At 40.9% G+C, this 20,469-nt stretch carries 17 protein-coding genes; 11 read left to right on the top strand and 6 right to left on the bottom strand.

Features of this window, described 5'->3' with window-relative positions; translation table 11 throughout:
• The first annotated feature begins 6 nt into the window (after positions 1–6).
• From JV16_RS05040 to JV16_RS05010, 7 genes are all read left to right on the top strand, one after another.
• A complete protein-coding gene (locus JV16_RS05040) occupies positions 7–1,656 on the top strand; it encodes a sodium:solute symporter family protein (protein WP_021095293.1) in 1,650 nt (549 codons plus the stop codon).
• A 52-nt stretch (positions 1,657–1,708) separates the two neighbouring features.
• Positions 1,709–3,544 (top strand): DUF294 nucleotidyltransferase-like domain-containing protein, encoded by a 1,836-nt coding sequence (locus tag JV16_RS05035; RefSeq protein WP_021095292.1) that lies wholly within the window; start codon positions 1,709–1,711, stop codon positions 3,542–3,544.
• An 11-nt stretch (positions 3,545–3,555) separates the two neighbouring features.
• A complete protein-coding gene (locus JV16_RS05030; protein ID WP_021095291.1) occupies positions 3,556–4,218 on the top strand; it encodes a 3'-5' exonuclease in 663 nt (220 codons plus the stop codon).
• 135 nt (positions 4,219–4,353) lie between these two features.
• Positions 4,354–5,904 (top strand): fatty acid--CoA ligase family protein, encoded by a 1,551-nt coding sequence (locus JV16_RS05025; protein WP_021095290.1) that lies wholly within the window; start codon positions 4,354–4,356, stop codon positions 5,902–5,904.
• Positions 5,905–6,157: 253 nt separating this feature from the next.
• On the top strand, positions 6,158–7,138 hold the full coding sequence (locus JV16_RS05020) for an ABC transporter substrate-binding protein (RefSeq protein ID WP_021093966.1): 981 nt from the start codon (positions 6,158–6,160) through the stop codon (positions 7,136–7,138).
• Between the two features lie 18 nt (positions 7,139–7,156).
• Complete coding sequence (locus JV16_RS05015; protein WP_021093967.1) at positions 7,157–8,131, top strand: ABC transporter permease; 975 nt, start codon at positions 7,157–7,159, stop codon at positions 8,129–8,131.
• Positions 8,097–8,891, top strand: a complete 795-nt coding sequence (locus JV16_RS05010) for an ABC transporter ATP-binding protein (protein WP_042534581.1) — start codon at positions 8,097–8,099, stop codon at positions 8,889–8,891. Before JV16_RS05015 ends, JV16_RS05010 begins: the two co-directional genes overlap by 35 nt.
• A gap of 13 nt (positions 8,892–8,904) precedes the next feature.
• Here the strand turns inward: JV16_RS05010 and JV16_RS05005 are convergent, their stop codons facing one another.
• Positions 8,905–9,384 carry an EAL domain-containing protein gene (locus JV16_RS05005; protein WP_042534579.1) on the bottom strand — a complete coding sequence of 160 codons (480 nt, stop codon included), beginning with the start codon at positions 9,382–9,384 and terminating at the stop codon, positions 8,905–8,907.
• 89 nt (positions 9,385–9,473) lie between these two features.
• Here JV16_RS05005 and JV16_RS05000 point away from each other — a divergent pair, with 89 nt between their 5' ends.
• Complete coding sequence (locus JV16_RS05000) at positions 9,474–10,004, top strand: helix-turn-helix domain-containing protein (RefSeq protein ID WP_021096082.1); 531 nt, start codon at positions 9,474–9,476, stop codon at positions 10,002–10,004.
• Between the two features lie 26 nt (positions 10,005–10,030).
• Positions 10,031–10,534, top strand: a complete 504-nt coding sequence (locus JV16_RS04995; RefSeq protein WP_021096083.1) for an IS630 family transposase — start codon at positions 10,031–10,033, stop codon at positions 10,532–10,534.
• Between the two features lie 8 nt (positions 10,535–10,542).
• On the opposite strand, the gene JV16_RS04990 is transcribed toward JV16_RS04995, so the two are convergent.
• Entirely contained in the window at positions 10,543–12,465 is a 1,923-nt protein-coding gene (locus JV16_RS04990) for a PAS domain S-box protein (RefSeq protein ID WP_244463790.1), read from the bottom strand.
• A 194-nt stretch (positions 12,466–12,659) separates the two neighbouring features.
• On the opposite strand from JV16_RS04990, the gene JV16_RS04985 reads away from it, so the two are divergent.
• Positions 12,660–14,624 (top strand): methyl-accepting chemotaxis protein, encoded by a 1,965-nt coding sequence (locus JV16_RS04985; RefSeq protein WP_042534577.1) that lies wholly within the window; start codon positions 12,660–12,662, stop codon positions 14,622–14,624.
• 21 nt (positions 14,625–14,645) lie between these two features.
• Here the strand turns inward: JV16_RS04985 and JV16_RS04980 are convergent, their stop codons facing one another.
• Genes JV16_RS04980 through JV16_RS04970 form a run of 3 tightly spaced genes read right to left on the bottom strand, consistent with a single transcriptional unit; the run spans position 14,646 to position 17,867 of the window.
• Complete coding sequence (locus tag JV16_RS04980) at positions 14,646–15,866, bottom strand: EAL and HDOD domain-containing protein (protein WP_042534575.1); 1,221 nt, start codon at positions 15,864–15,866, stop codon at positions 14,646–14,648.
• A 14-nt stretch (positions 15,867–15,880) separates the two neighbouring features.
• A complete protein-coding gene (locus tag JV16_RS04975; protein WP_042534573.1) occupies positions 15,881–16,441 on the bottom strand; it encodes a response regulator transcription factor in 561 nt (186 codons plus the stop codon).
• A 58-nt stretch (positions 16,442–16,499) separates the two neighbouring features.
• A complete protein-coding gene (locus JV16_RS04970; protein ID WP_042534571.1) occupies positions 16,500–17,867 on the bottom strand; it encodes an HD-GYP domain-containing protein in 1,368 nt (455 codons plus the stop codon).
• 121 nt (positions 17,868–17,988) lie between these two features.
• On the opposite strand from JV16_RS04970, the gene JV16_RS04965 reads away from it, so the two are divergent.
• Positions 17,989–18,339, top strand: coding sequence for a helix-turn-helix domain-containing protein (locus JV16_RS04965; protein WP_244463792.1), 351 nt, complete (start codon positions 17,989–17,991; stop codon positions 18,337–18,339).
• Positions 18,340–18,356: 17 nt separating this feature from the next.
• On the opposite strand, the gene JV16_RS04960 is transcribed toward JV16_RS04965, so the two are convergent.
• Positions 18,357–20,462 carry a methyl-accepting chemotaxis protein gene (locus JV16_RS04960; RefSeq protein WP_042534568.1) on the bottom strand — a complete coding sequence of 702 codons (2,106 nt, stop codon included), beginning with the start codon at positions 20,460–20,462 and terminating at the stop codon, positions 18,357–18,359.
• Positions 20,463–20,469 lie beyond the last annotated feature (7 nt).

The following is a 20,469-nucleotide window of genomic DNA, read 5'->3' as shown; positions in this document are numbered from 1 at the left end:
AGCAAGATGGATACACAATTTCTCGTGTCTTTATCCATTATTATTGCATCATTTGCGTTATATATCGGGATTGCGATTTACAATAAAGCGAAAGAAACGTCTGATTTCTACGTAGCAGGTCGCGGTATTTCTCCGTTTTCAAACGGAATGGCGATCGCAGCAGACTGGATGAGCGCGGCATCCTTTATCGGTATGGCCGGTACGATTATGTTGTTAGGATACGACGGTCTTGCATATATTATGGGCTGGACGGGCGGTTATTTGTTGCTTACGTTTTTACTCGCTCCACAGCTTCGGAAATATGGACGTTATACGGTGCCAGAGTTTATCGGCGACCGTTATGAAAGCCATACGGCTCGCATGATTGCTGCTCTTTGTACAATTATTATTTCGTTCGTTTATTCGATCGGGCAGCTTTCTGGTTCCGGTGTTGTTATCGGGCGTTTGCTTGAAGTGGACGCGAAAGTCGGTACGATGATTGGTGTTGTATTAATTGCGTTTTATGCCGCGTTTGGCGGAATGAAAGGAATTACATGGACGCAAGTAGCGCAATACATCATTTTAATTATCGCTTACTTAATTCCGGTCGTTTTCATGTCGCTTCAATTGACAGGAAACCCAATTCCGTGGCTTTCTTACGGAAAAATTGTTGGTCAATTTCAAGAGTTAGATCAGCAATTAGGCATTTCACAATATACGGATCCATTTTTAAAAGGTAGCAAATGGCAGTTCCTTGCTCTTATGTTTACGTTAATGGCTGGAACGGCAGGTCTTCCACACGTCATCGTTCGCTTTTATACGGTATCAACGATGAAAGCGGCACGTTGGTCGGGGGCATGGGCGCTTTTATTTATCGGGTTGCTTTATTTATCAGCACCTGCGTATGCAGCATTTTCACGCTTCATCCTAATTAAAAATGTCGTCGGTCAAAAAATTACCGAATTGCCAGCATGGACAGAAAAGTGGATTAACACAGGAAAATTACAAATTGCAGATGCAAATGGCGACGGTATTTTACAATGGCAAGAGATGGTCATTAGCAACGACATCGTCGTGATGGCGACGCCAGAAATTGCAAACCTTGGTATGTTCGTTATCGGTCTAGTCGCAGCTGGAGCGATGGCGGCAGCGTTATCGACAGCAGGTGGCTTAATGATTGCCATTTCGTCATCGTTTGCCCATGACATTTACTATCGCATTTTACGTCCGAACGCATCAGAGCAAAATCGCTTGCTCGTTGCGCGCATTTCGATCGTTGCAGCAACGGTGTTGGCTGGTTTAGTCGCATTAAATCCACCGGGTGTTATTACGCAAATTGTTGCGTGGGCGTTTGCGATTGCGGCAAGTACGTTCTTCCCAGCGCTCGTGCTCGGGGTATGGTGGAAACGTTCAAATGCGGCAGGTGCGATTGCAGGCATGCTTGTCGGATTAGTCGTTTCGTTAGGCTACATTTTAGCGGCGAAATACGGTGGCTTTTCCGTTGCAGGAATTGTTGATACAGGGGCAGGAATTTTTGGAGCAATCGCTGCGATCGCAGCAAACGTCGTCGTGTCATTGATGACGAAAGAGCCTTCGCAATCTGTACAAGAAGAAGTATATGACCTCCGTTATCCAGAACAAATGACATATAAAGACGGTCAAGTGTGGATGAGATAATGTCAAGGCATCTGTGTATACAGATGCCGTTTTTATAAGGGAGGGGATATCGGTGCATCCATTATTTCGGGGGTTGCCACAACGTGAAATCGAACAGCTTATCGCTGCATGTGAACGAAAGACGTTTGAAAAAGACGATCTTATTTTAGGGAAAAATGAGCGGCGCAAAGGGCTTGTTTTGTTGCTTGATGGGGTGGCGGAAGTATACGTTGAGCACGAAGGATATGACGAAGTGCTTGAAGTCGTACAAAAAGGTGGAATTATCGGATTTTCAAGCTTAGCTCATTTTTTAGGTGTATCGAAAAGCGAAGGAAAAGAAGAGCTCGTTGCTGTACGGGCGGCGGAACGATGCGAAGTGCTTGTCATGCCGTTTTCTGTGTTAACGCGGTTATGGGATGATCCGAACGTCCATGACTATTTGCTTGCGCAGGCGTGCATCCGTTTAAAAGACGTATATGTGTCGCTTGCTGAACAAGTCAAACAAGCGCGGAAATTTGGCGATTCTACATCATTTGTCGTTCCTGTGCAAGATTTAATGGTTCGTGATGTCGTCACTTTACCGCCAACGGCAACGGTACAAGAAGCAGCAAAAAAAATGGCGGCGACTCATATTAGTTCGATCGTTGTGACGAATGACCAACAGTTATGTGGTATTTTAACGGAAACGGATCTTGTTGAACGAGTGCTTGGACAGTCGCTTCCATATGACACGGCTGTTGAACGAGTGATGACAAAACATGTCGCGACGATTTCACGATTTGCGTATTATTACGATGCGCTTGCCATGATGATTGAGCGTGGGGTGAAACATTTACCTGTTGTCGACGACGGAAAAGTAGAAGGGATTGTGACGTTTTCAGATTTAATGCGAAAGAAAAATGAAAGCATGATGCGCACGATTCAACAAATTGATCATGCGGATGAACATACGCTATCAAAAATGAAAATAGCGATTTACGAGTTGTTGGCGACAATGTTGCGCGATCAAGTGCCGATTGCTCAATGTTTAAATACGATTACGAAACTGTACGATCGACTCGTCTTTCGTTGTTTATCGTTAGCGATCGAACAAGTCGGAGATCCTCCGTGCCGTTTCGCTTTTTACCAGATGGGATCAAGCGGACGGAGGGAGCAGTTTTTATTAACCGACCAAGATCATTTTCTTGTGTATGAAAGCGAGGAGCACGCTTCATATTTTGCAACGCTTGGCGAAGCGATTGTGCGCGTCATGGAGAAAGCGGGATATGAGCGATGCAAAGGGAAGATGATGGCGAGCGAAAACGCATGGCGCGGTTCGCTTGAAACGTGGAAAGACCGATTGCGCGAGTGGATGATTCATGCGACAAATGACAATTTGTTGTTGGCACAAAACTTTTTCTCGTATCGATTTGTATATGGCGATATCGACTTGCATCGTGCGTTTGAACAACAAATTCGTGAGCAGTTAAGCCGCGCAAAAATTTTCTTTTTTCGGCTTGTTGAGATGGAAAGGCAAAATGAAATTCCGACGCTCGATCGTCCGATTCGCTCGATTTTCGGGCTTGAGCGAAAAACAATCGATATGAAAAAAGAAGTGTTATTTCCGTACCATCATAGCATACAAATTTTAGGGCTCATTCATGGAATCGTATCTGGCACACCGTTTGAGCGAATTGAGAAGCTAAAGGAAAAACAAGTGTTATCTCCTGCGTTTGCGAAAGATGTGCAAAAAGCGGCCGAAAACGTGCTAGCTATTTACATTCGCCATAAATGGAATCATTACAAAGCGAATAAACAATCGTCGTCCGTCTTATCGTTTACGACGATGACGACAAGAGAAAAAGATGAACTCATATTAAGTTTAAAAACGTTAAAGCAACTTCAGGCGCAATTATTTTCTCATTTTTAGGGGGGATAGGGGTGTTTTTTTTACGAAAGGCGATTGACTATAAGTTAAATGATAACATCCCGTTATCGACGCCGATTGATGATATTGTTTTTACCGTATTTGATACAGAAACGACCGGTTTTGATGTAGCAACAACGGATCGGTTAATTGAGATCGGCGCGGTGCAAGTGAGGGGAACGACGGTGATAGAAGACGAAACGTTTCATACGTATGTGAATCCGAATCGCGATATCCCACCGGTTATTGTTGAATTGACGAACATTACGGAAGAAAAGGTGAAACATGCGCCGACGGCAATTGAAGCATTGCAACATTTTTTTCAATTTGTTGAACAAAAACAAAGCGTTTGCTTTGTCGGACATTACATTTCGTTTGACTTATTTGTGATGAAACACGAATTGCGCCGCGAAAAAATGAAATTTCGCAAACCGACGTTTATCGATACGCTCGATTTAATTGGCTTTATTGCACCGTCATATGATATGCGCGATTTAGAGCGATATGCCCAGGCGTTCGGTACACGCATGTATGAACGACATTCCGCCATTGGCGATGCGCTCACGACAGCGTATTTATTCGTTGAGCTGTTGGAACAATTTCGCATGCGCGGCTATCGAACGTGGGGAGAATTGCTGCGCGCCACAGATAGCCAAATGCGATCCATATCTTTTTAATACGGGGCGACAAAGCCTCGTTTTTTTAATTCAATATGTCTCGCTTGCCTGTTTTTTTATTTTAAAATATAATACATTTAGAATTTTTTTAATTTTAAAATGAATGATCATTCATTCACTAAAGGGGTGGGGAAAATGAATTTAGTTTCACGGTTACAACAAATAGCTACGCAAAAGCCAGATAAGCAGGCGTATATGTTTGACCAAACGTCAGCAACGTACGGTGAACTGAACGGCGCGATAATGAAATTTGCGAGCGGACTTGAGAAGCTAGGGGTAAACAAAGGGGATCATGTGGCGCTATTGTTAGGCAATTCACCTTATTTTATCGTCAGTTTATATGGTGCGATGCGTGCGGGGGCGACGGTGATTCCGATTAATCCCATTTATACGGCAGATGAAATTCATTACATTTTAACAAACGGCGATGTGAAAGTTGTCATTGCGCTTGATGTTGTCATGCCGACGCTTATGAAGCTTGACGGACGTTTACCGAATGTCGAGCATATCATCATTTGTGAAACACCGCAAGGGAAAGAACATGGCATCGTCGTGCCGGAAAAAATGAAATCGTTTACAAATGTGCTAGCGACAGGTGATGTGCCGTTCTTCGGGCCAGAGCTTCACGATGATGATGTGGCGGTCATTTTATATACATCAGGAACGACTGGAAAGCCAAAAGGAGCGATGTTGACGCATAAAAATTTATACAGCAACGCCCAAGATGTCGCAGATTACTTAAAAATAAACGAAGATGATCGCGTCATTGCGACGTTGCCGATGTTTCATGTCTTTTGTTTGACGGTGGCGCTCAATGCCCCGCTCATGAACGGTGGAACGGTGCTTATTCTCCCGAAATTTAGCCCAGGGGAAGTATTTAAAGTGGCACGTGAACAAAAGGCGACTGTTTTTGCGGGTGTGCCGACGATGTATAACTTTTTATATCAATATCCAGACGGAAAGGCGGAAGATTTTGCGCATATGCGCCTATGTATTTCAGGCGGAGCATCGATGCCTGTTGCGTTATTGAAAAACTTCGAGAAAAAGTTTCAAGTTATCGTTTCCGAAGGGTACGGACTGTCAGAAGCTTCGCCAGTTACATGTTTTAATCCGCTTGATCGTCCGCGTAAACCGGGCTCGATCGGGACGAGCATTATAAACGTTGAAAATAAAATCGTCAATGAATTAGGAGAAGAAGTGCCTGTTGGTGAAGTCGGAGAACTGATCGTGCGCGGTCCGAATGTGATGAAAGGATATTATAAAATGCCAGAAGAAACCGCGCATACGATTCGAGACGGTTGGTTATATACAGGTGACTTAGCGAAAATGGATGAAGAAAGATATTTTTACATCGTTGATCGAAAAAAAGATATGATTATTGTTGGAGGATATAACGTATATCCGCGTGAAGTGGAAGAAGTGCTTTACAGCCATCCGGATGTCGTGGAAGCGGCAGTCATCGGCGTGCCAGACCCGAATTTTGGAGAGGCGGTAAAATGTTATGTGGTAAGTAAAAATAAACAGTTGACAGAACAACAGCTAATCGCTTATTGTAGCGAGCATTTAGCGAAATATAAAGTGCCAAGTTCGATTGAATTTTTAGAGGAATTGCCAAAAAATACGACAGGAAAAATTTTAAGACGTGCATTAAAAGAACAAGTCATCTCTCAAAGCGGTGCGATGTGAGCACCGTTTTTTTTCAAGATGAGAAAGTATAAAATTTCGGTTTCATGTCTAGCTCCAAGCGCCATCGGCTCGAGTCGCTCCGCCCCACACTGCGGCGGCGACAGCCTCCTCGGTGGGGCTTGTGCGCTCTTCGCCGATAGGCGGGCGCTTTGCGCTTTTCTTATTTTTTTTAGAATTGACTTGATATTTAGAAAATATATTTGTATAATTTAACGCATAAAAGCGAAACAGCGAAAAAGTGAGGGGGATACGAATGAAGTGGTTAAAGACGTGTGGCGCGTTGTTGCTTGCAGGAAGTGTGCTAGCAGGATGCGCTGAAGAAAAAACAACAACAGAAAAAAGCGAGGAGAAAACATATAAAGTTGGTGTGACGCAAATTGTTGAACATCCGTCGCTTGATGCAGCGTTTAACGGATTTAAAAAGGCGCTTGAAGAAAAAGGGTTAAAAGTCGAATACGATGTGCAAATCGCGCAAGGGGATATGAACAATAACCAAACGATTGCCAACAACTTTGTTGCGGATGGCGTCGATTTAATCTTCGCCAATTCTACACCGAGCGCGCTTGGTGCATTAAATGCGACGAAAGATATTCCGATCGTCTTTACGTCTGTGACAGATCCGGTTGGAGCGAAGCTTGTACAATCGATGGAAAATCCGGGTGGAAATGTGACAGGGACAACAGATACACATCCAGATGCCATTCCGAAAACGGTGCAATTTATTGATCAATTTGTGAATGGAAATCGCGTCGGCATGATTTACAACGCGGGCGAGCAAAACTCTGTGGCGCAAATTGATGCGGTGAAAAAAGCGATGGAAGGGACCGACTTAACGATCGTACCTGTTTCGGTGTCGACATCGGCGGAAGTAAAACAAGCGGCGGAATCGTTAGTTGGCAAAGTCGATTGTTTTTACGTCATTACGGACAATACGGTCGTTTCAGCGCTTGAGTCGGTCATTCAAGTCGCGAACGATCAAGATTTACCGCTTTTTGTCGGCGAGTTAGATTCCGTGAAACGTGGCGGTTTTGCGGCGTACGGTTTTGACTACTACGATATTGGCTATGAAGCAGGCGTCATGGCAGCAGACATTTTAGAAGGGAAGAAAAAGCCGTCTGAACTTCCTGTACAATATCCGCAAAAATTGAAGCTCGTCATCAATAAAAAAGCAGCAAAAGAGATGGGTGTCGAATGGCGTAGTGAATGGGATAGCATGGCGGAATTTATTGAATAAAACAAAGGATGGATCCGTATGATTACAGCATTGTTTAGCTCAGTTGAAGCAGGATTGTTATATGCGCTTATGGCGCTTGGGGTGTATATATCGTTTCGCGTTTTAGATTTTCCTGATTTGACGGTGGACGGAAGTTTTGTGACGGGAGCGGCAGTCGCTTCCGTTCTCATCGTCGGTGGCGTCAATCCGTTTATTGCTTCGCTTGCGGCGCTTGGTGCTGGCTTTTTCGCAGGATGTGCGACAGGCCTTTTGCATACGAAGGGGAAAATTAATCCGTTATTATCAGGGATTTTAATGATGATCGCTTTATATTCGATTAACTTGCGCATTATGGATAAACCGAACGTCCCGCTTTTACAACAAGAAACGGTCATGACGATCATCACAAAAGCGTTTCAACGTTTCGATCAAGCGTTGGCAACGATATTTCCTTTCGTTCCGAAAACGTGGGCGATTATCGTTTTTGGGATGTTTTTAGTCGCTGTAGTGAAAGTAGTCATTGACGTATTTTTAAAAACGGAAGTCGGCTTGGCGCTTCGTGCCGTCGGGGATAATAAAAAAATGATTGCTAGTTTTTCAGGCAACACGGACCGTTTAACGATGATTGGTCTCGGCTTGTCAAACGCACTCGTCGCGTTTTCAGGTGCGCTTATTGCGCAATATAGCGGCTTTAGCGATATCGGCATGGGGATCGGCATGATCGTCATCGGTTTAGCGTCGGTCATTATCGGTGAAGCGTTATTTGGGGCGAAAACGATTGTGCGGGCGACGCTTGCGGTGATTTTCGGAGCCATTGTATATCGCATCGTCATTACGCTTGCGTTGCGCGTCCAATTTTTAGAGACGGGCGATGTGAAGCTCATTACAGCGATGATTGTCATTTTAGCGCTCGTCGTTCCGCAAATGGTAGCGGCGCGTGCCGAAAAACAGCGGAAAGCGAGAAAGCGAGGTGCAGCCGTTGCTTCAACTCAAGCAGATTACGAAAGTGTTTAACGAAGGAACGCTCGATGAAAAAGTGGCGTTAAAACATATCGAACTTTCGCTTCAGCCGGGCGATTTTGTAACGATTATCGGCAGCAACGGAGCGGGAAAATCGACGTTAATGAACATTATTTCAGGGAGACTGGCTCCAGATACAGGAGAAGTGGTGATTGACGGGAAAGATGTGACGACGATGAGTGAACACGATCGAGCGCGTTATATCGGTCGCGTCTTTCAAGATCCGATGGCAGGGACAGCACCAAATATGACGATTGAAGAAAATTTAGCGATCGCTTATAACCGAACAGTCAAGCGAACGCTTCGTTTCGGCGTAACGAAAAAGCGGCGCGAATTTTTTAAAGAAACGCTCGCCACGCTTCAGCTCGGATTAGAAAACCGTCTCCATGCGAAAGTCGGCTTGTTATCTGGCGGGGAGCGGCAAGCGTTGTCGCTTTTAATGGCGACGTTTACGAAGCCGCATGTGCTCCTTCTCGATGAACATACCGCGGCGTTAGACCCTGCGCGCGCGAAGTTAATTACAGATTTAACGAAACAAATTGTTGAAACGAATCGCTTGACGACGTTAATGGTGACGCACAATATGGAGCAAGCTGTTCAATTAGGTAATCGTCTCATTATGATGGACGGTGGGCAAATTATTTTCGAAGCAAGTGGAGAAGAGAAGAAAAAGTTAACTGTTGCCTCTCTTCTTCAAGAGTTTCAACGTATTCGTGGCAGCCAATTTGCCAGCGATCGCGCTGTGCTTGTATAAAAAAATCCCCGAGTTACATCGGGGATTTTATCATGTTTTGTAATGATGCGATCGTGCTTGGGAGCTGTTCAAGCGAGACCGGGCGGCTAAAATAAAACCCTTGTAATTGTTCGCACTGTTTTTCAATTAAAAACTGCGCTTGTTGTTCTGTTTCGACTCCTTCGGCAGTCACTGTTAGCCGTAATTTGTGCGCAAGCGAAATAATGGCGCTCACAATTTCTTTGCTTTTTTCATTGTTTATTATGTTTTGAATAAACGAGCGATCGATTTTCACTTCATCGATCGGGAAGCGATTTAAATATTCAAGCGACGAGTAGCTGACGCCAAAGTCGTCTACGGCAATCGAAAAGCCGAGCTGTTTTAAACGTTCTAACGTTTTTACGACATGTTCGGGATTTTTAATCATTGTTGTTTCGGTAATTTCAAATATAAAACAAGAGGCGTCGCAACCTTCTTCTTGTAAAATATGTTGAATATCTTCAAATATATACATGCACTTTAAGATGATGACTTCTGTATGAACACCTTTTTTCTTGGCTATACTGCTCCTAAATATTTCTATACAAAAGGAGCGGAAATGATATGAAACGTCTGAAAATCACAAATGATCACGGTTGGACACCTCGAAAACTTCGGAAACAAGAACGGAAAATCAAAGATGCTTCGCTTCGTGTTCGAGTGACTGCCGTTCGCCTAGTCATGGAAGGGTTTCTTGGAAAAGATGTCGCAAAAATGGTTAATCTATGCCGCCAATCGGTTTCCCTCTACGTCGAACGGTTTAATGAAGGTGGGCTCGATCATTTACTCGATCGTCGCTTGCCACCTGGTCGTGTGCCATTTCTTACAGAAGAACAACAACAAGAAATTAGACAACTCGTGTTAACCACCACCCCTGTGGATGTCGGATGGGGCATTTCTTCGTCATGGAACACACGTATATTACAATCTTACATTCAACAGACATATGGTGTTTCGATGTCACGGGAAGGTATTCGGAAGTTATTGCATCGTCTTCGCTTGTCATGGACACGCCCGACCTATAAGCTCGTCAAAGGTGATCCAGTGCTTCAAGCAGCCTTTGAAAAAGAACTCGAGTTTATAAAAAAAAACTAATCACGGAAGAAATCGTTCTTCTTCATGTGGATGAGACGCATGTTCGCGCATATCAAGCGCTTCGTACGACATGGGCAGAAGTAGGGAATCAAAAACAAGTGCCAAGCTACGGTCACCACGCCCACGTGTCCATTTTTGGTGCCGTCGACGTGCAACAAGGCGATGTCGTGTTTCATCGCGCATCATCCGCCAATGCCGAAACGTTCCTCGACTTCTTGCGCCTGTTGAAAGAGAAATATTCCGATCGATTCATCGTGCTTGTGTTGGACAATGCGCGTATTCATCATGCCAACATGGTGCAAGCTTTCCTTCAAAGCGAAGAAGGCGGTGCGTTTCATTTTATTTTTCTCCCACCGTATTCGCCTCATTTGAATCCGATTGAACGGTTGTGGAAGTGGCTGAAAGACGAAGTCATCGCCAACGTCCTGCATAAAGATCAAAAGGACATCGCCCAGTCGATTACTCGGTTTGAACAACATGTCTTACAGCACCCAGATGAGGTGTTACGCCGCATCGGGTGTGCTGCATGAACCAGAGGTTAAAATGTCAATTTGGATGTATATAGTTGTTCGTCTAGCAATTGTTTGGCAGATAAGTTGACAGCGATTTTCATACAGTCCGTCGTATGTTGGCGCAAAAGCGAAAGATCGCGACACGCTTGACGCAACACCCATTTTCCGATGTCGTGAATGACGTTCGTTTCTTCCGCCATTGGAATAAATTCGGCGGGGCTCACAAAGCCAAACTGAGGATGTTTCCAACGAACGAGCGCTTCGACACTAAACGAACGTGCGTAGAAATTGATTTTTGGCTGATAAAGCAAAAAAAGTTCTCCGTTTTTCACTGCTGACGAAAGGGCGTTTTCAAGCTGAATCTTGCGGGTAAAAGCGTCCGACATATGCGCTTTGTATGGTTTAATCCCGCTTGTTCCTTCCAATTTCGCAAAATATAACGCTTTTTCGGCATTGTTAAGTAGCGTTTCCGCACATAACTTTGCATCGTATGCGTAGCTTATTCCAATATGAATGCCGATGCGAATTTGTTGTTGAGCGATCGGATATGGCTCGATGAGCACCTCTTTTATCACGTTGGCGAACTGCTTTACTTCTTCCTGGCTTTCGTACGAAAGAGCAATTGCGAATTGATCGCCATTCATCCGCGTCCAAATCGCTTTTGGATGTATCGTGTTATGAAGGCGCATGCTTATTTGTCTTAATATTTCGTCGCCGTTTTCATAGCCGAGAAAGCTATTGATAAATTTAAATTGATGTACATCAACTAAAAGAATAGCGACACCTTCGTGCGCAAGAAGAAGATCGGTTAGCCTTTCCATAAATTCTGTCCGACTTATATATACGTTTTTATTTTCATGTACAACGATCGGTTCGCTCGGTTTAATGATCATCAGTTCAGTCCTGTTTGTTTCGTACGGGAACGGGAGGATGTCGATTTGTACAGGGATTGTTTCGCCGTCGATTGTTGTGATGGTTGGCTCTGGGACGGTATGAATCCATTGTTGGACTGGCTTGTTTCGGACGTCTTCGATCGTTGATGCTTTGAACATATGGAGAGCGACTGTATTCGCATACGTGATTTGTTGATCGGTACAAATGATGATCGCCTTAGGAAATGTTTCCACGACATGACGATGTAATTTTTCGCTTTGCTTTAATTGTTTTTGCGTTTGGATGAGATCCGTAATATTTAAAAGGCTAGCAAAGCCTGCGATAATGTTTCCGTCTTTGTTAAATAAAGGAGATGCGTTTACAGAAACGTATATCATCTCACCGTTTTTCGTTTTCATCGTTAGGCGAATGGCATGTAACGGTTTTCCTTCGCTTAATCGTTGTAACGTTTGATTGATATTTTCTTTATATACAGGAATAATGTCGAAAAGTGTTTTCCCGACAATGTCTTTTTGTTGCAGTCCAAATAAACGTTCTGTTTTTTCGTTGACGCGAATAATATGCCCGAATAAATCAAATAAAATAAAAGCTTCTTGCGAGTGGGTAAATAAAGAGTCAATTAGTTGTTGTGCTTCTTCTAGCTGTTCTTCTTTTTTTAGCATATCGGTAATTTCACGCGTACATGCGACGATATATGATACTTCGTTTTTTTCGTTCAAAAGAGGAATTAACGTAGATTCCGCAAAACGGATGTCATCTTTTACGTTCATTCGATCGCGAAAAGTGACGAGCGACTTTGTTTTGCATGCTCTTATATATTGAAAGTTTAAATGATTTGCGACATGTTCATCATACACATCTTCAATATATTTTCCTATATCTTCTTCGCGTAAATTCGCTAAATGGAGGGCTGTCGGACTAACGCGCACGTAACGAAACCGCGGTCCTTTTTCGACTTTCATTAAAAAAACGATATCGAACAATTGATCCATCATATGAAATAGCAATTGTTCACTTGAGAAAAGAGCGTGTGGCAAGCGTATTTTTTCTTCCACCTCTTTCGTCCCTCCTTTTACATTAGAGTATATGTCTATTATTGTCGAAAGATGTTGATTTTTCAATATATAAAATAGAGATAAATATTTTATTTAAAATGTATCATAATCGTCAAAATTACCTACTTTTATTACATACTTATTTTATTTATGATAATACATATATAAAACATTTGTTTGTTAGGGGGAAGATTATGAAAAGTATTAGGGGGAAGCTACTGTTAGTCATTATGCCTCTTGTCATTATTTCTTTATTTTTAGTGGCATATTTGAACCATCAAAAAGCAAAGCAGTTTTTAGAGGATCAATTTGAACAGACGGCTCAAGTAGAGCTTGGACGACTGCAAACAGCGGTCAATCAGTGGATTACCGATCATAAAAAATTAATTGAAGGATTGAGCAGTGAAGGTGGATGGGATGTTGTTGAGCTACAAAAAAATGAGACAAGACTTGCTCATATCCAAAAAACGTGGTCAACATTTGAGCTGATTGCCGTTGCTGATCGGAATGGAAAAGCGTACGCGAATGGAAAAGAATTATCCATTGGTGATCGCCTATACTTTCAAGAGGCTTTAAAAGGGAAAACGTCCATTTCTGATGTGATCGTTTCACGTGCGACTGGGGAAAAAGTCATTGTCATTGCTTCTCCTATTCGTGAAAAAGGAGAAATTATTGGCGTACTATTAGGGACAGTAAAAACAGAAGAAATAACAAACTTAGTCATTCACGTGGATGTTGGGAAAACGGGATATGGGTATTTAATTCAGCAAGACGGAGTGCTCATTGCGCATCCGAAAAAAGAATACGTATTAGAGAAAAACTTATTGAAGGAAAAAAATGATCAGCTCGTTTCATTGTTAAGACGGGCGTTAGATGGCAAAAAAGGAATGGGGATATATGAATTTGAAGGGATAAAAAAATACGCCTTCTATGCACCGATTGAGTCGACAGGATGGGGGCTTGTGCTTACTGTGCCTGTCGATGAAGCGACAGAAAAGTTATATTATTTAGCGATTTTATCGTTTGTTACGGCGGGAGTTGTTGTGTTATTTGCGGTTGTTATAATCGTTTTATTTGCTTCACGACTTGTCCGTCCGTTGCAAAAATTAAGCCAATTAACGAAAGAAGTAGCGAGCGGTGACTTAACGGTAACGATCGACCATCGAAGCGAAGATGAAGTAGGACAGCTCGGACAATATTTTCAACAAATGGTTCATCATATGCGCCATATGCTACAACAGTTGCACGATTCAGCTGAGCAGCTTCGTCAATATGCTCAAACGTTTGTTGTGGCAAGTGACGAAACGAAGCAAACAACAAACCAAGTGGCAGTGACGATGAGCGAAATGGCTCACGGTTCCACAGCAATCGCACATTCTGTTCAAGATGTAACAGAACGAGTCAATCGCATGATGAACGAATTACAGCGATTAATTGAAGAAGCTGAGAAGATGGAAAAAGCGATGGCAGAAGCAAAGCAAGTGTCGATACAAGGAGAAACGATTCTTCATACGATGAGCGAAGCGATGATGTCGGCAACTAAACATTCAAGAGATGCAGTTGAGGCGATGAAACGATTAGGTGAACGTTCAAAAGAAGTGAGAGAAATTGTTAATGTGATTAGTCATATTACATCGCAAACGAATTTATTAGCATTGAATGCTTCGATTGAGGCAGCAAGAGCGGGAGAAGCAGGGAGAGGTTTTGCTGTTGTAGCGGGAGAAGTGAGAAAACTAGCAGAAGAAACAGAAAAAGCAACAGATAAAATTGCGCAAATGATCCAGCAAACATATAGCGATACAGAACAAGCGATCGTGATTGTGACAGAAGGCAGTAAAGTGGCGAATCTTGCTTTTGAACGAGTGAGTGAAGCGAAACAAGCGTTCCAACATATTGCACACAACTTGACGAGCGCAAGCGAACGAAGTGATCAAGTGATCTCTCGCATTCATACTGTGCAAAGTGATACGAAAACAATTGCAGAGCATATGCAAGATGTCGCAGCAGTAACAGAGGAAGCATCGGCTAGCATTGAAGAAGTGAGCGCGGCAACTGAACAGCAAGCAGCAGCAGCTCAACAAGTTTTTGAACAAGCAAAGCAAGTTGAACAGTTAGCTGATGAACTGACAGAGATGATGAATAAGTTTAAGGTAAAATAAAAAGGCTTGTGAAAAGCCTTTTTATTTTACTTGTATATCTTTTTGTAATTCAACAACCCATTCAATACTTTGTTGATAAATCGCAAATGCTTTTGATAAATCAATGTTTAAAGTAGTTGTTATCTCTTTCAATTTGTTTGTATCGTTTGTTTCTAGTGCAATGACAAGATGATACAAAATGGAATACATACTCTTTTGTCCGTTTAGACCATGTTGAATCGCTTCATCGACATGTAATTCTTGCAATATTTCTTGCAGTGGGCGTTGAAGCAATAAATCAAGCGATGAACAAATTCCCATAAAAAATAAAACGTCTTTTTCATCGCGCAAGTGAATGAGATCTGCTAACTGTTCGAGCGTTTTCGCACGTATTAAACTATTTACAATGATTTCGTTTTTAAACGGTTCGTTTGGTTCTTGTAATGCTAACACAGTTAGCCAGCTTTTTAATTGGTTTGTTCCGAGTAAAATAGCTGCGTGACGAATCGATTTAATTTTTGGTGAATATGAAATAAAAGAAGCATTCACAGCTTTTAGTAAACGATATGTTAATGTTGGATCACTTTCAATTGTTTGAACAACTTCCTCGAATTCTAATTCATTTTTATTCATTTGCTGAATTAAAGTGAGGTGTGAAGCGTGTGACATTTTCGGCAATGCCTTTTCTTTAATGACAATTGGTTTACTGAAAAAATATCCTTGGAAATAACAAAATCCTTCTTTTTTCGCCTGTTCTAGTTGTTCCTTCGTTTCCACTTTTTCAGCGAGCAGCTTAATGTTATATTGTTCAATATAATATTTGAAATCATGATCGTTTGTTTGATTAGAAAGATCAATTTTTATAATATCTACATATGGGAGAAGGGGGATATATTGATTTGAACATACAAAATCATCAAGTGCAATCATATATCCTTCTTTTTTTAACTTTCTGCATATGTTTAGCAACTCATCGGAGTAAGGAATAGATTCTAAAATTTCAACAACAATCAAATGTTTTGGAAAATAAAAAGGTAAACCGCGCTTTAACAATGTTTCAGTAAAATTGATAAAACATCTAGCCCCATTTGTTAATCTTTCTATACCTATATTCATAAAACTATTGACTAGTACATCGATCGTCGCACGGTCTCCATCGATAGCATTGTAGACGTTTTGCTCCCCGCTTCGATACAACAGTTCATATCCAATCACTTCATCTTTTCTATTTAAGATCGGTTGTCTTCCAACATAAATGTCCATACGAATCCCCCAGTTTATAAAAAATGGTTAAATTTTGCGATAAGCTGAGAACGACGCTTGACGTCAAGCTTTTGAAATACGTTATTCACGTGGTTTTTGATTGTATGTTGACTTAAAACAAGCTCTCGCGCAATTTCTTTGTTACTGTATCCTTTCAATATGAGGAAGAAGATTTGTTTCTCTCTTTCTGATAACTGTTTGATTTCTAATGCGAGCAATTCGTCTCTATATTTTTTTTGAATAATAAGTGCGAGTGTCTCAATTAAGCATGTGATGTAATGATGGGTATCATTGTGATATGGATATGAAACAAACAATAATGCTTCACAATTCTTTATTTTTGTTTCTATAGGGAAAACCATCCAATTAGTTAATCCGTATTGCAATAACATTGGTCGTGAAATGTCGGCTGTCTGTTGTTTCAAATAAGATTCATTTTTATAAAAAAAATATTTTATATCCTCCGATGAATCGTATGAAAAAATAATTTCTCCATCAACAATAAGGACTGTTGGCTGAGCGATAGAATGTTCAAAACAAGAAAGTGTAGTTTTTAATAAATGTATACAGTTCAACGAAAAAATCCCCTTTCCGTGCAAGAAAAAAGCGATATGAAGATACACCTTCTTATCGCTAATTTATTATATTTATTTCTTTTTTTGTAAATAAATTTATAAATTTATTTAATATATGTTCATCCCATTTGATACCACTTCCACTCTTTAATATGTGAATCGCTTCATCTCTGCTCTTCTTTTGTCGATAAGGTCTTGTTGACATTAACGCATCAAAAGCATCTGCTATTGAAATAATCTTCGCCATAATTGGAATATGCTTATCTATTAATTGATTAGGGTAGCCTGTTCCATCCAAACATTCTTTATGGAAAAGAATAGCTGTAAGAATATCTTTATCCTCGATTTGAAAAACTGTTTCAGCAAGAAAGTGGCTTATATTCGGGTATTGCTGAATGAATGAAAATTCATCTTTAGATAACGCCCCTTTTTTTAATAAAATATAGTCAGGTATACCTATTTTACCAATGTCGTGAAGAAGGGCAGCCTGGTATAAACTGTTTAATTGGCGATCTTGCAAGCCAACTAGCTGTCCAATTTGTAGACAATAATAAGCAACACGTCGTGAATGATCAGCAATATATTTATGTTCATCGCTTTTATTTTCAATTTTCGCTAGCAGACGTAAAGCTTTTTTTGTCGGATCGTTGTATATATTTAAAGTGTGGGTGAGAATGGAAAATTCATCGGTATACACATTTGGAATTTCTTCACGCATCGCCCGTTCTCTTAAGGTGTAGATGGTTGTTTTTATATGTTCGGATACGGCGTAACTTACTGCTAAATAAAATATCACGAAAAAAGCTAAAAAGGCGATTGATATGATGAAAAAAACAACATGCTCGTTCGGATTGCTTTGAATAAACATACGATGAATCGTCAACACATACATAATTGATAAAGAAACGCCACCCACTCCATAATGGATGAATCTTTTGAAAGTTGACGTGTGTGGAAAATCTGACGCTATGATAGCACTTCGGTATCCTAGATGAAAAAAATAATCTACATCATATTCAATTACCTTCAGTAATGAGCGATTGATGACATAAAAAAGAATGCTGTGAAACATGCCGTATAAACACGCTGATAAAAGCAAATGCATGCTAGGTAATTGAATGAAAAATAGTAGAACGAAAAAACACATAAAACAGAAAAAAACAATATGTATGATTTTTGTCGGGAATCGTCTTAAAGAGTAAACATATTGATAAATATGACTATCATTTTCTTTATTTTTCAAAGACTGCAACTCTTGTTCTTTTTTTAAAAAAAATCCAAGGAAGAGAATAATAGTAATGAACCATACACTTGCGATGTAAAAAAATTTAGAAATATTTATGCATGCCAGCACGCATGCGATAAATGTGTAACAACATACTACTCCGATCATAATGGTCCGTTTTGCATGAGCATAAACGTCCATGAATTCACCGCCTTGTTATGATAGCAAAAGATGAAGAAAGGTTTATTTGTGTAATATTATAGTTTCTTTTTAGGAATTTTTCAATAAAAAAATCCAAAAAAAGAAACAAAAAATGAAGGGAATGGTAAATGTGGATGATGTAAAAGTGGTCATCAGTGAAAGAATTAAGCAGCGACTTAAGCAGTTGAATTTAAAGCAAAAAGATTTAGCCGAACAAACAGGTCAACCGAAAAGTACGATCAATAAAATAGTGAATGGAACGGTAACACCAAGAGTTGATTTGCTTATTCCAATTAGTAGGGCGCTAGATGTTTCGATAGATTGGCTAGTAGCGAATGAATACGAAAACAGACATCACAAAATAGAAGAGGAGATCATAAAGGCTTTACGTCAAGTAGATGAAAAGAAACGGGTGCACATTTATTTCATCGTTTCTTATATTTTAAAGGTACTTGAAGAGAAAAAAAAGTAGATCAGCCAATGGCTGATCTACAAACTGAATCGTTGAATAAGTTGCTGTAATTTAGATGAGATGCTAGCCAGCTGTTTCGATGATTCATCTAGCTGTTTTGAAATGTTCGCTTGTTCATCCACTGAATTTGTTGCTTGTTGGATGTCGTACTGAACATCTTTTGCGTTTTCAACAATATTTTCAATCGATGCTGTCACTTGTTCAACACCAGCCGACATTTGTTCGGTTGCGGCAGATATTTCTTGAATTTCTTCCGATACGACATCTGTTTTTTGAACAATTCGTTCAAATGTTTGAGCAGTATTCGTGATCACCGTACTGCCTTGCTGAATGTCGTCCGCTCCTTGTTTTGTTACTTCTTCTACTTCTTTTACTTGATGTTGAACGCGTCCAATGAGTTCACTCACTTGTTTTGCTGCATCGTCCGCTTGTTCGGCTAGTTTTCGTACTTCTTCTGCAACAACGGCGAATCCTCTTCCTGATTCTCCCGCACGGGCAGCTTCGATGGCGGCATTTAAAGCAAGCAAATTCGTTTGCGATGAAATCGTGCTAATTGTTGCAACAATATGTCCGATTTGTTCGGAGTAAGATGTGAGATCATTTACTTGTTTAGAAATAAGAGAAAACGATTGTCGAATTTGGTTCATCTGTTTCACTGTTTGTTCTAGGTGCTCTTTTCCTCGTTTTTCTTCATCCGACATTTCTTTTGCAGAGTCGGCTACTTCTGATGTCGACTCCGCTAGTTTTTGAACGCCAATCGCCATTTCCTCCATTGCTTTCATACTTTCTAGCAACGCTTCTGTTTGTGAAGTTGTTCGTTCCGTCATTTCACTCATCACTTCATGGACGTAAGCACTTGCTTCGCTGTTTTGTTCTGCGTTTGTTGCGATGCGCTCTGCTTCGTCTGTTAGCAGCTTGCTTTCATCGGCTAATGTTCCGATTTGTTCACGAAGATTTTCTGCCATCGTTTTCATCGCTTTTGTTAATCTGCCGATTTCATCGTTATACGGTAATGCTTCAATATGAACGTTCAACTGACCGTGCGCAATTTGCTCAGCAACATGTGCTGCATGACGGACAGGAAGCAAAATACGTCGGAGTGTGAAAATGATAAAAAGTGCGAGTAGTAAAATTAAAAATAAAATTCCGATTGTCCCATTAACGACTAGTTTTTCAATGCGTTCAAATGCAGTGCTAGATGGAACAGATAAAACGAGCGCCCAATTCTTTTCAAACAGAGGAAATTCAATAGGTGCGAAAGCGCGCAACATATTATCTTGAAGAAGTTGTGAGTAAATTTCGTCAGTAAAATGCTCCCCATTTGCGATGCGCTTTAGCACTGTTTTTTCTTTATCAAGTGTAATGGTTTTTCCGATGAACTGTTCTCCTGCGCCGCTCGCAATAATCGTGCCATCACCAGTAATCAAGTTTAAAAACCCGCCGAGCGGTTTTTCTTTGCTTACGAGTTGTTGCAAAAACGATACTTCAAAATCGACACCGACAATACCTAAAAACTCGTTCGTTGTCGGGTCGAGAAGCGGTAAAATTAACGATGTAAGCAATATATCTTTTCCGTTGACGGTGTACGTATATGGCTCGAGTAATAGAGGCTTCTTTGTTTTTTTAGGAACTAAATAATAGTCTCCTGTTCCTTCTTTATCATAATCAATACTTGCTTCGACAATAATTTTTCCATCGCTGCGAACAACATATGGAATAAAGCGACCAGTGGCATCGTGAGCTTCTTTATTGGCGTATTCTCGATCTTTTCCATCTAACGCGTTCGGTTCCCATAACGTATAAATGCCGAGTAATTGCTCGTTACGCTCAAGTAAATCGTGCATATGTTCCAATATTTGTTCGCGGGTGAGACCATGTCTTTTTGCAAAAAACATATATTCCCCAAACGATTGGGCGACTTTTTGTGCGCCATTAAATATTCCTTCAACTTCATGGGCGTATGAAGCCGTTTTTTCTACAGAAACTTCCTCTATAAGCTCTTTTTCTTCTTTTGAAACTTGGTATAGCATTGTGCCTACAGTGGTAATGGATACAATTGCAACAATCGTTGATAATAAAAAAGTCGTTCGGAAAATAAGGCTACGATCTTTCCACCTTTTCATGTTTATC

The organism is Anoxybacillus ayderensis (assembly GCF_000833605.1).
Classification (GTDB): domain Bacteria; phylum Bacillota; class Bacilli; order Bacillales; family Anoxybacillaceae; genus Anoxybacillus; species Anoxybacillus ayderensis.
This window is presented reverse-complemented; position numbering and strand designations above follow the sequence as displayed.

What these genes read in the sequence shown, in the direction of transcription:
- JV16_RS05040 (WP_021095293.1), top strand. Translation starts at nt 7, where the DNA reads ATGGATACACAATTTCTCGTGTCTTTATCCATTATTATTGCATCATTT.
- JV16_RS04970 (WP_042534571.1), bottom strand. Translation starts at nt 17,867, where the DNA reads ATGGACGTTTATGCTCATGCAAAACGGACCATTATGATCGGAGTAGTA.
- JV16_RS04965 (WP_244463792.1), top strand. Translation starts at nt 17,989, where the DNA reads ATGGTAAATGTGGATGATGTAAAAGTGGTCATCAGTGAAAGAATTAAG.
- JV16_RS04985 (WP_042534577.1), top strand. Translation starts at nt 12,660, where the DNA reads ATGAAAAGTATTAGGGGGAAGCTACTGTTAGTCATTATGCCTCTTGTC.
- JV16_RS05005 (WP_042534579.1), bottom strand. Translation starts at nt 9,384, where the DNA reads ATGTATATATTTGAAGATATTCAACATATTTTACAAGAAGAAGGTTGC.
- JV16_RS04980 (WP_042534575.1), bottom strand. Translation starts at nt 15,866, where the DNA reads ATGGACATTTATGTTGGAAGACAACCGATCTTAAATAGAAAAGATGAA.
- JV16_RS05025 (WP_021095290.1), top strand. Translation starts at nt 4,354, where the DNA reads ATGAATTTAGTTTCACGGTTACAACAAATAGCTACGCAAAAGCCAGAT.
- JV16_RS05015 (WP_021093967.1), top strand. Translation starts at nt 7,157, where the DNA reads ATGATTACAGCATTGTTTAGCTCAGTTGAAGCAGGATTGTTATATGCG.
- JV16_RS05020 (WP_021093966.1), top strand. Translation starts at nt 6,158, where the DNA reads ATGAAGTGGTTAAAGACGTGTGGCGCGTTGTTGCTTGCAGGAAGTGTG.
- JV16_RS04960 (WP_042534568.1), bottom strand. Translation starts at nt 20,462, where the DNA reads ATGAAAAGGTGGAAAGATCGTAGCCTTATTTTCCGAACGACTTTTTTA.
- JV16_RS05000 (WP_021096082.1), top strand. Translation starts at nt 9,474, where the DNA reads ATGAAACGTCTGAAAATCACAAATGATCACGGTTGGACACCTCGAAAA.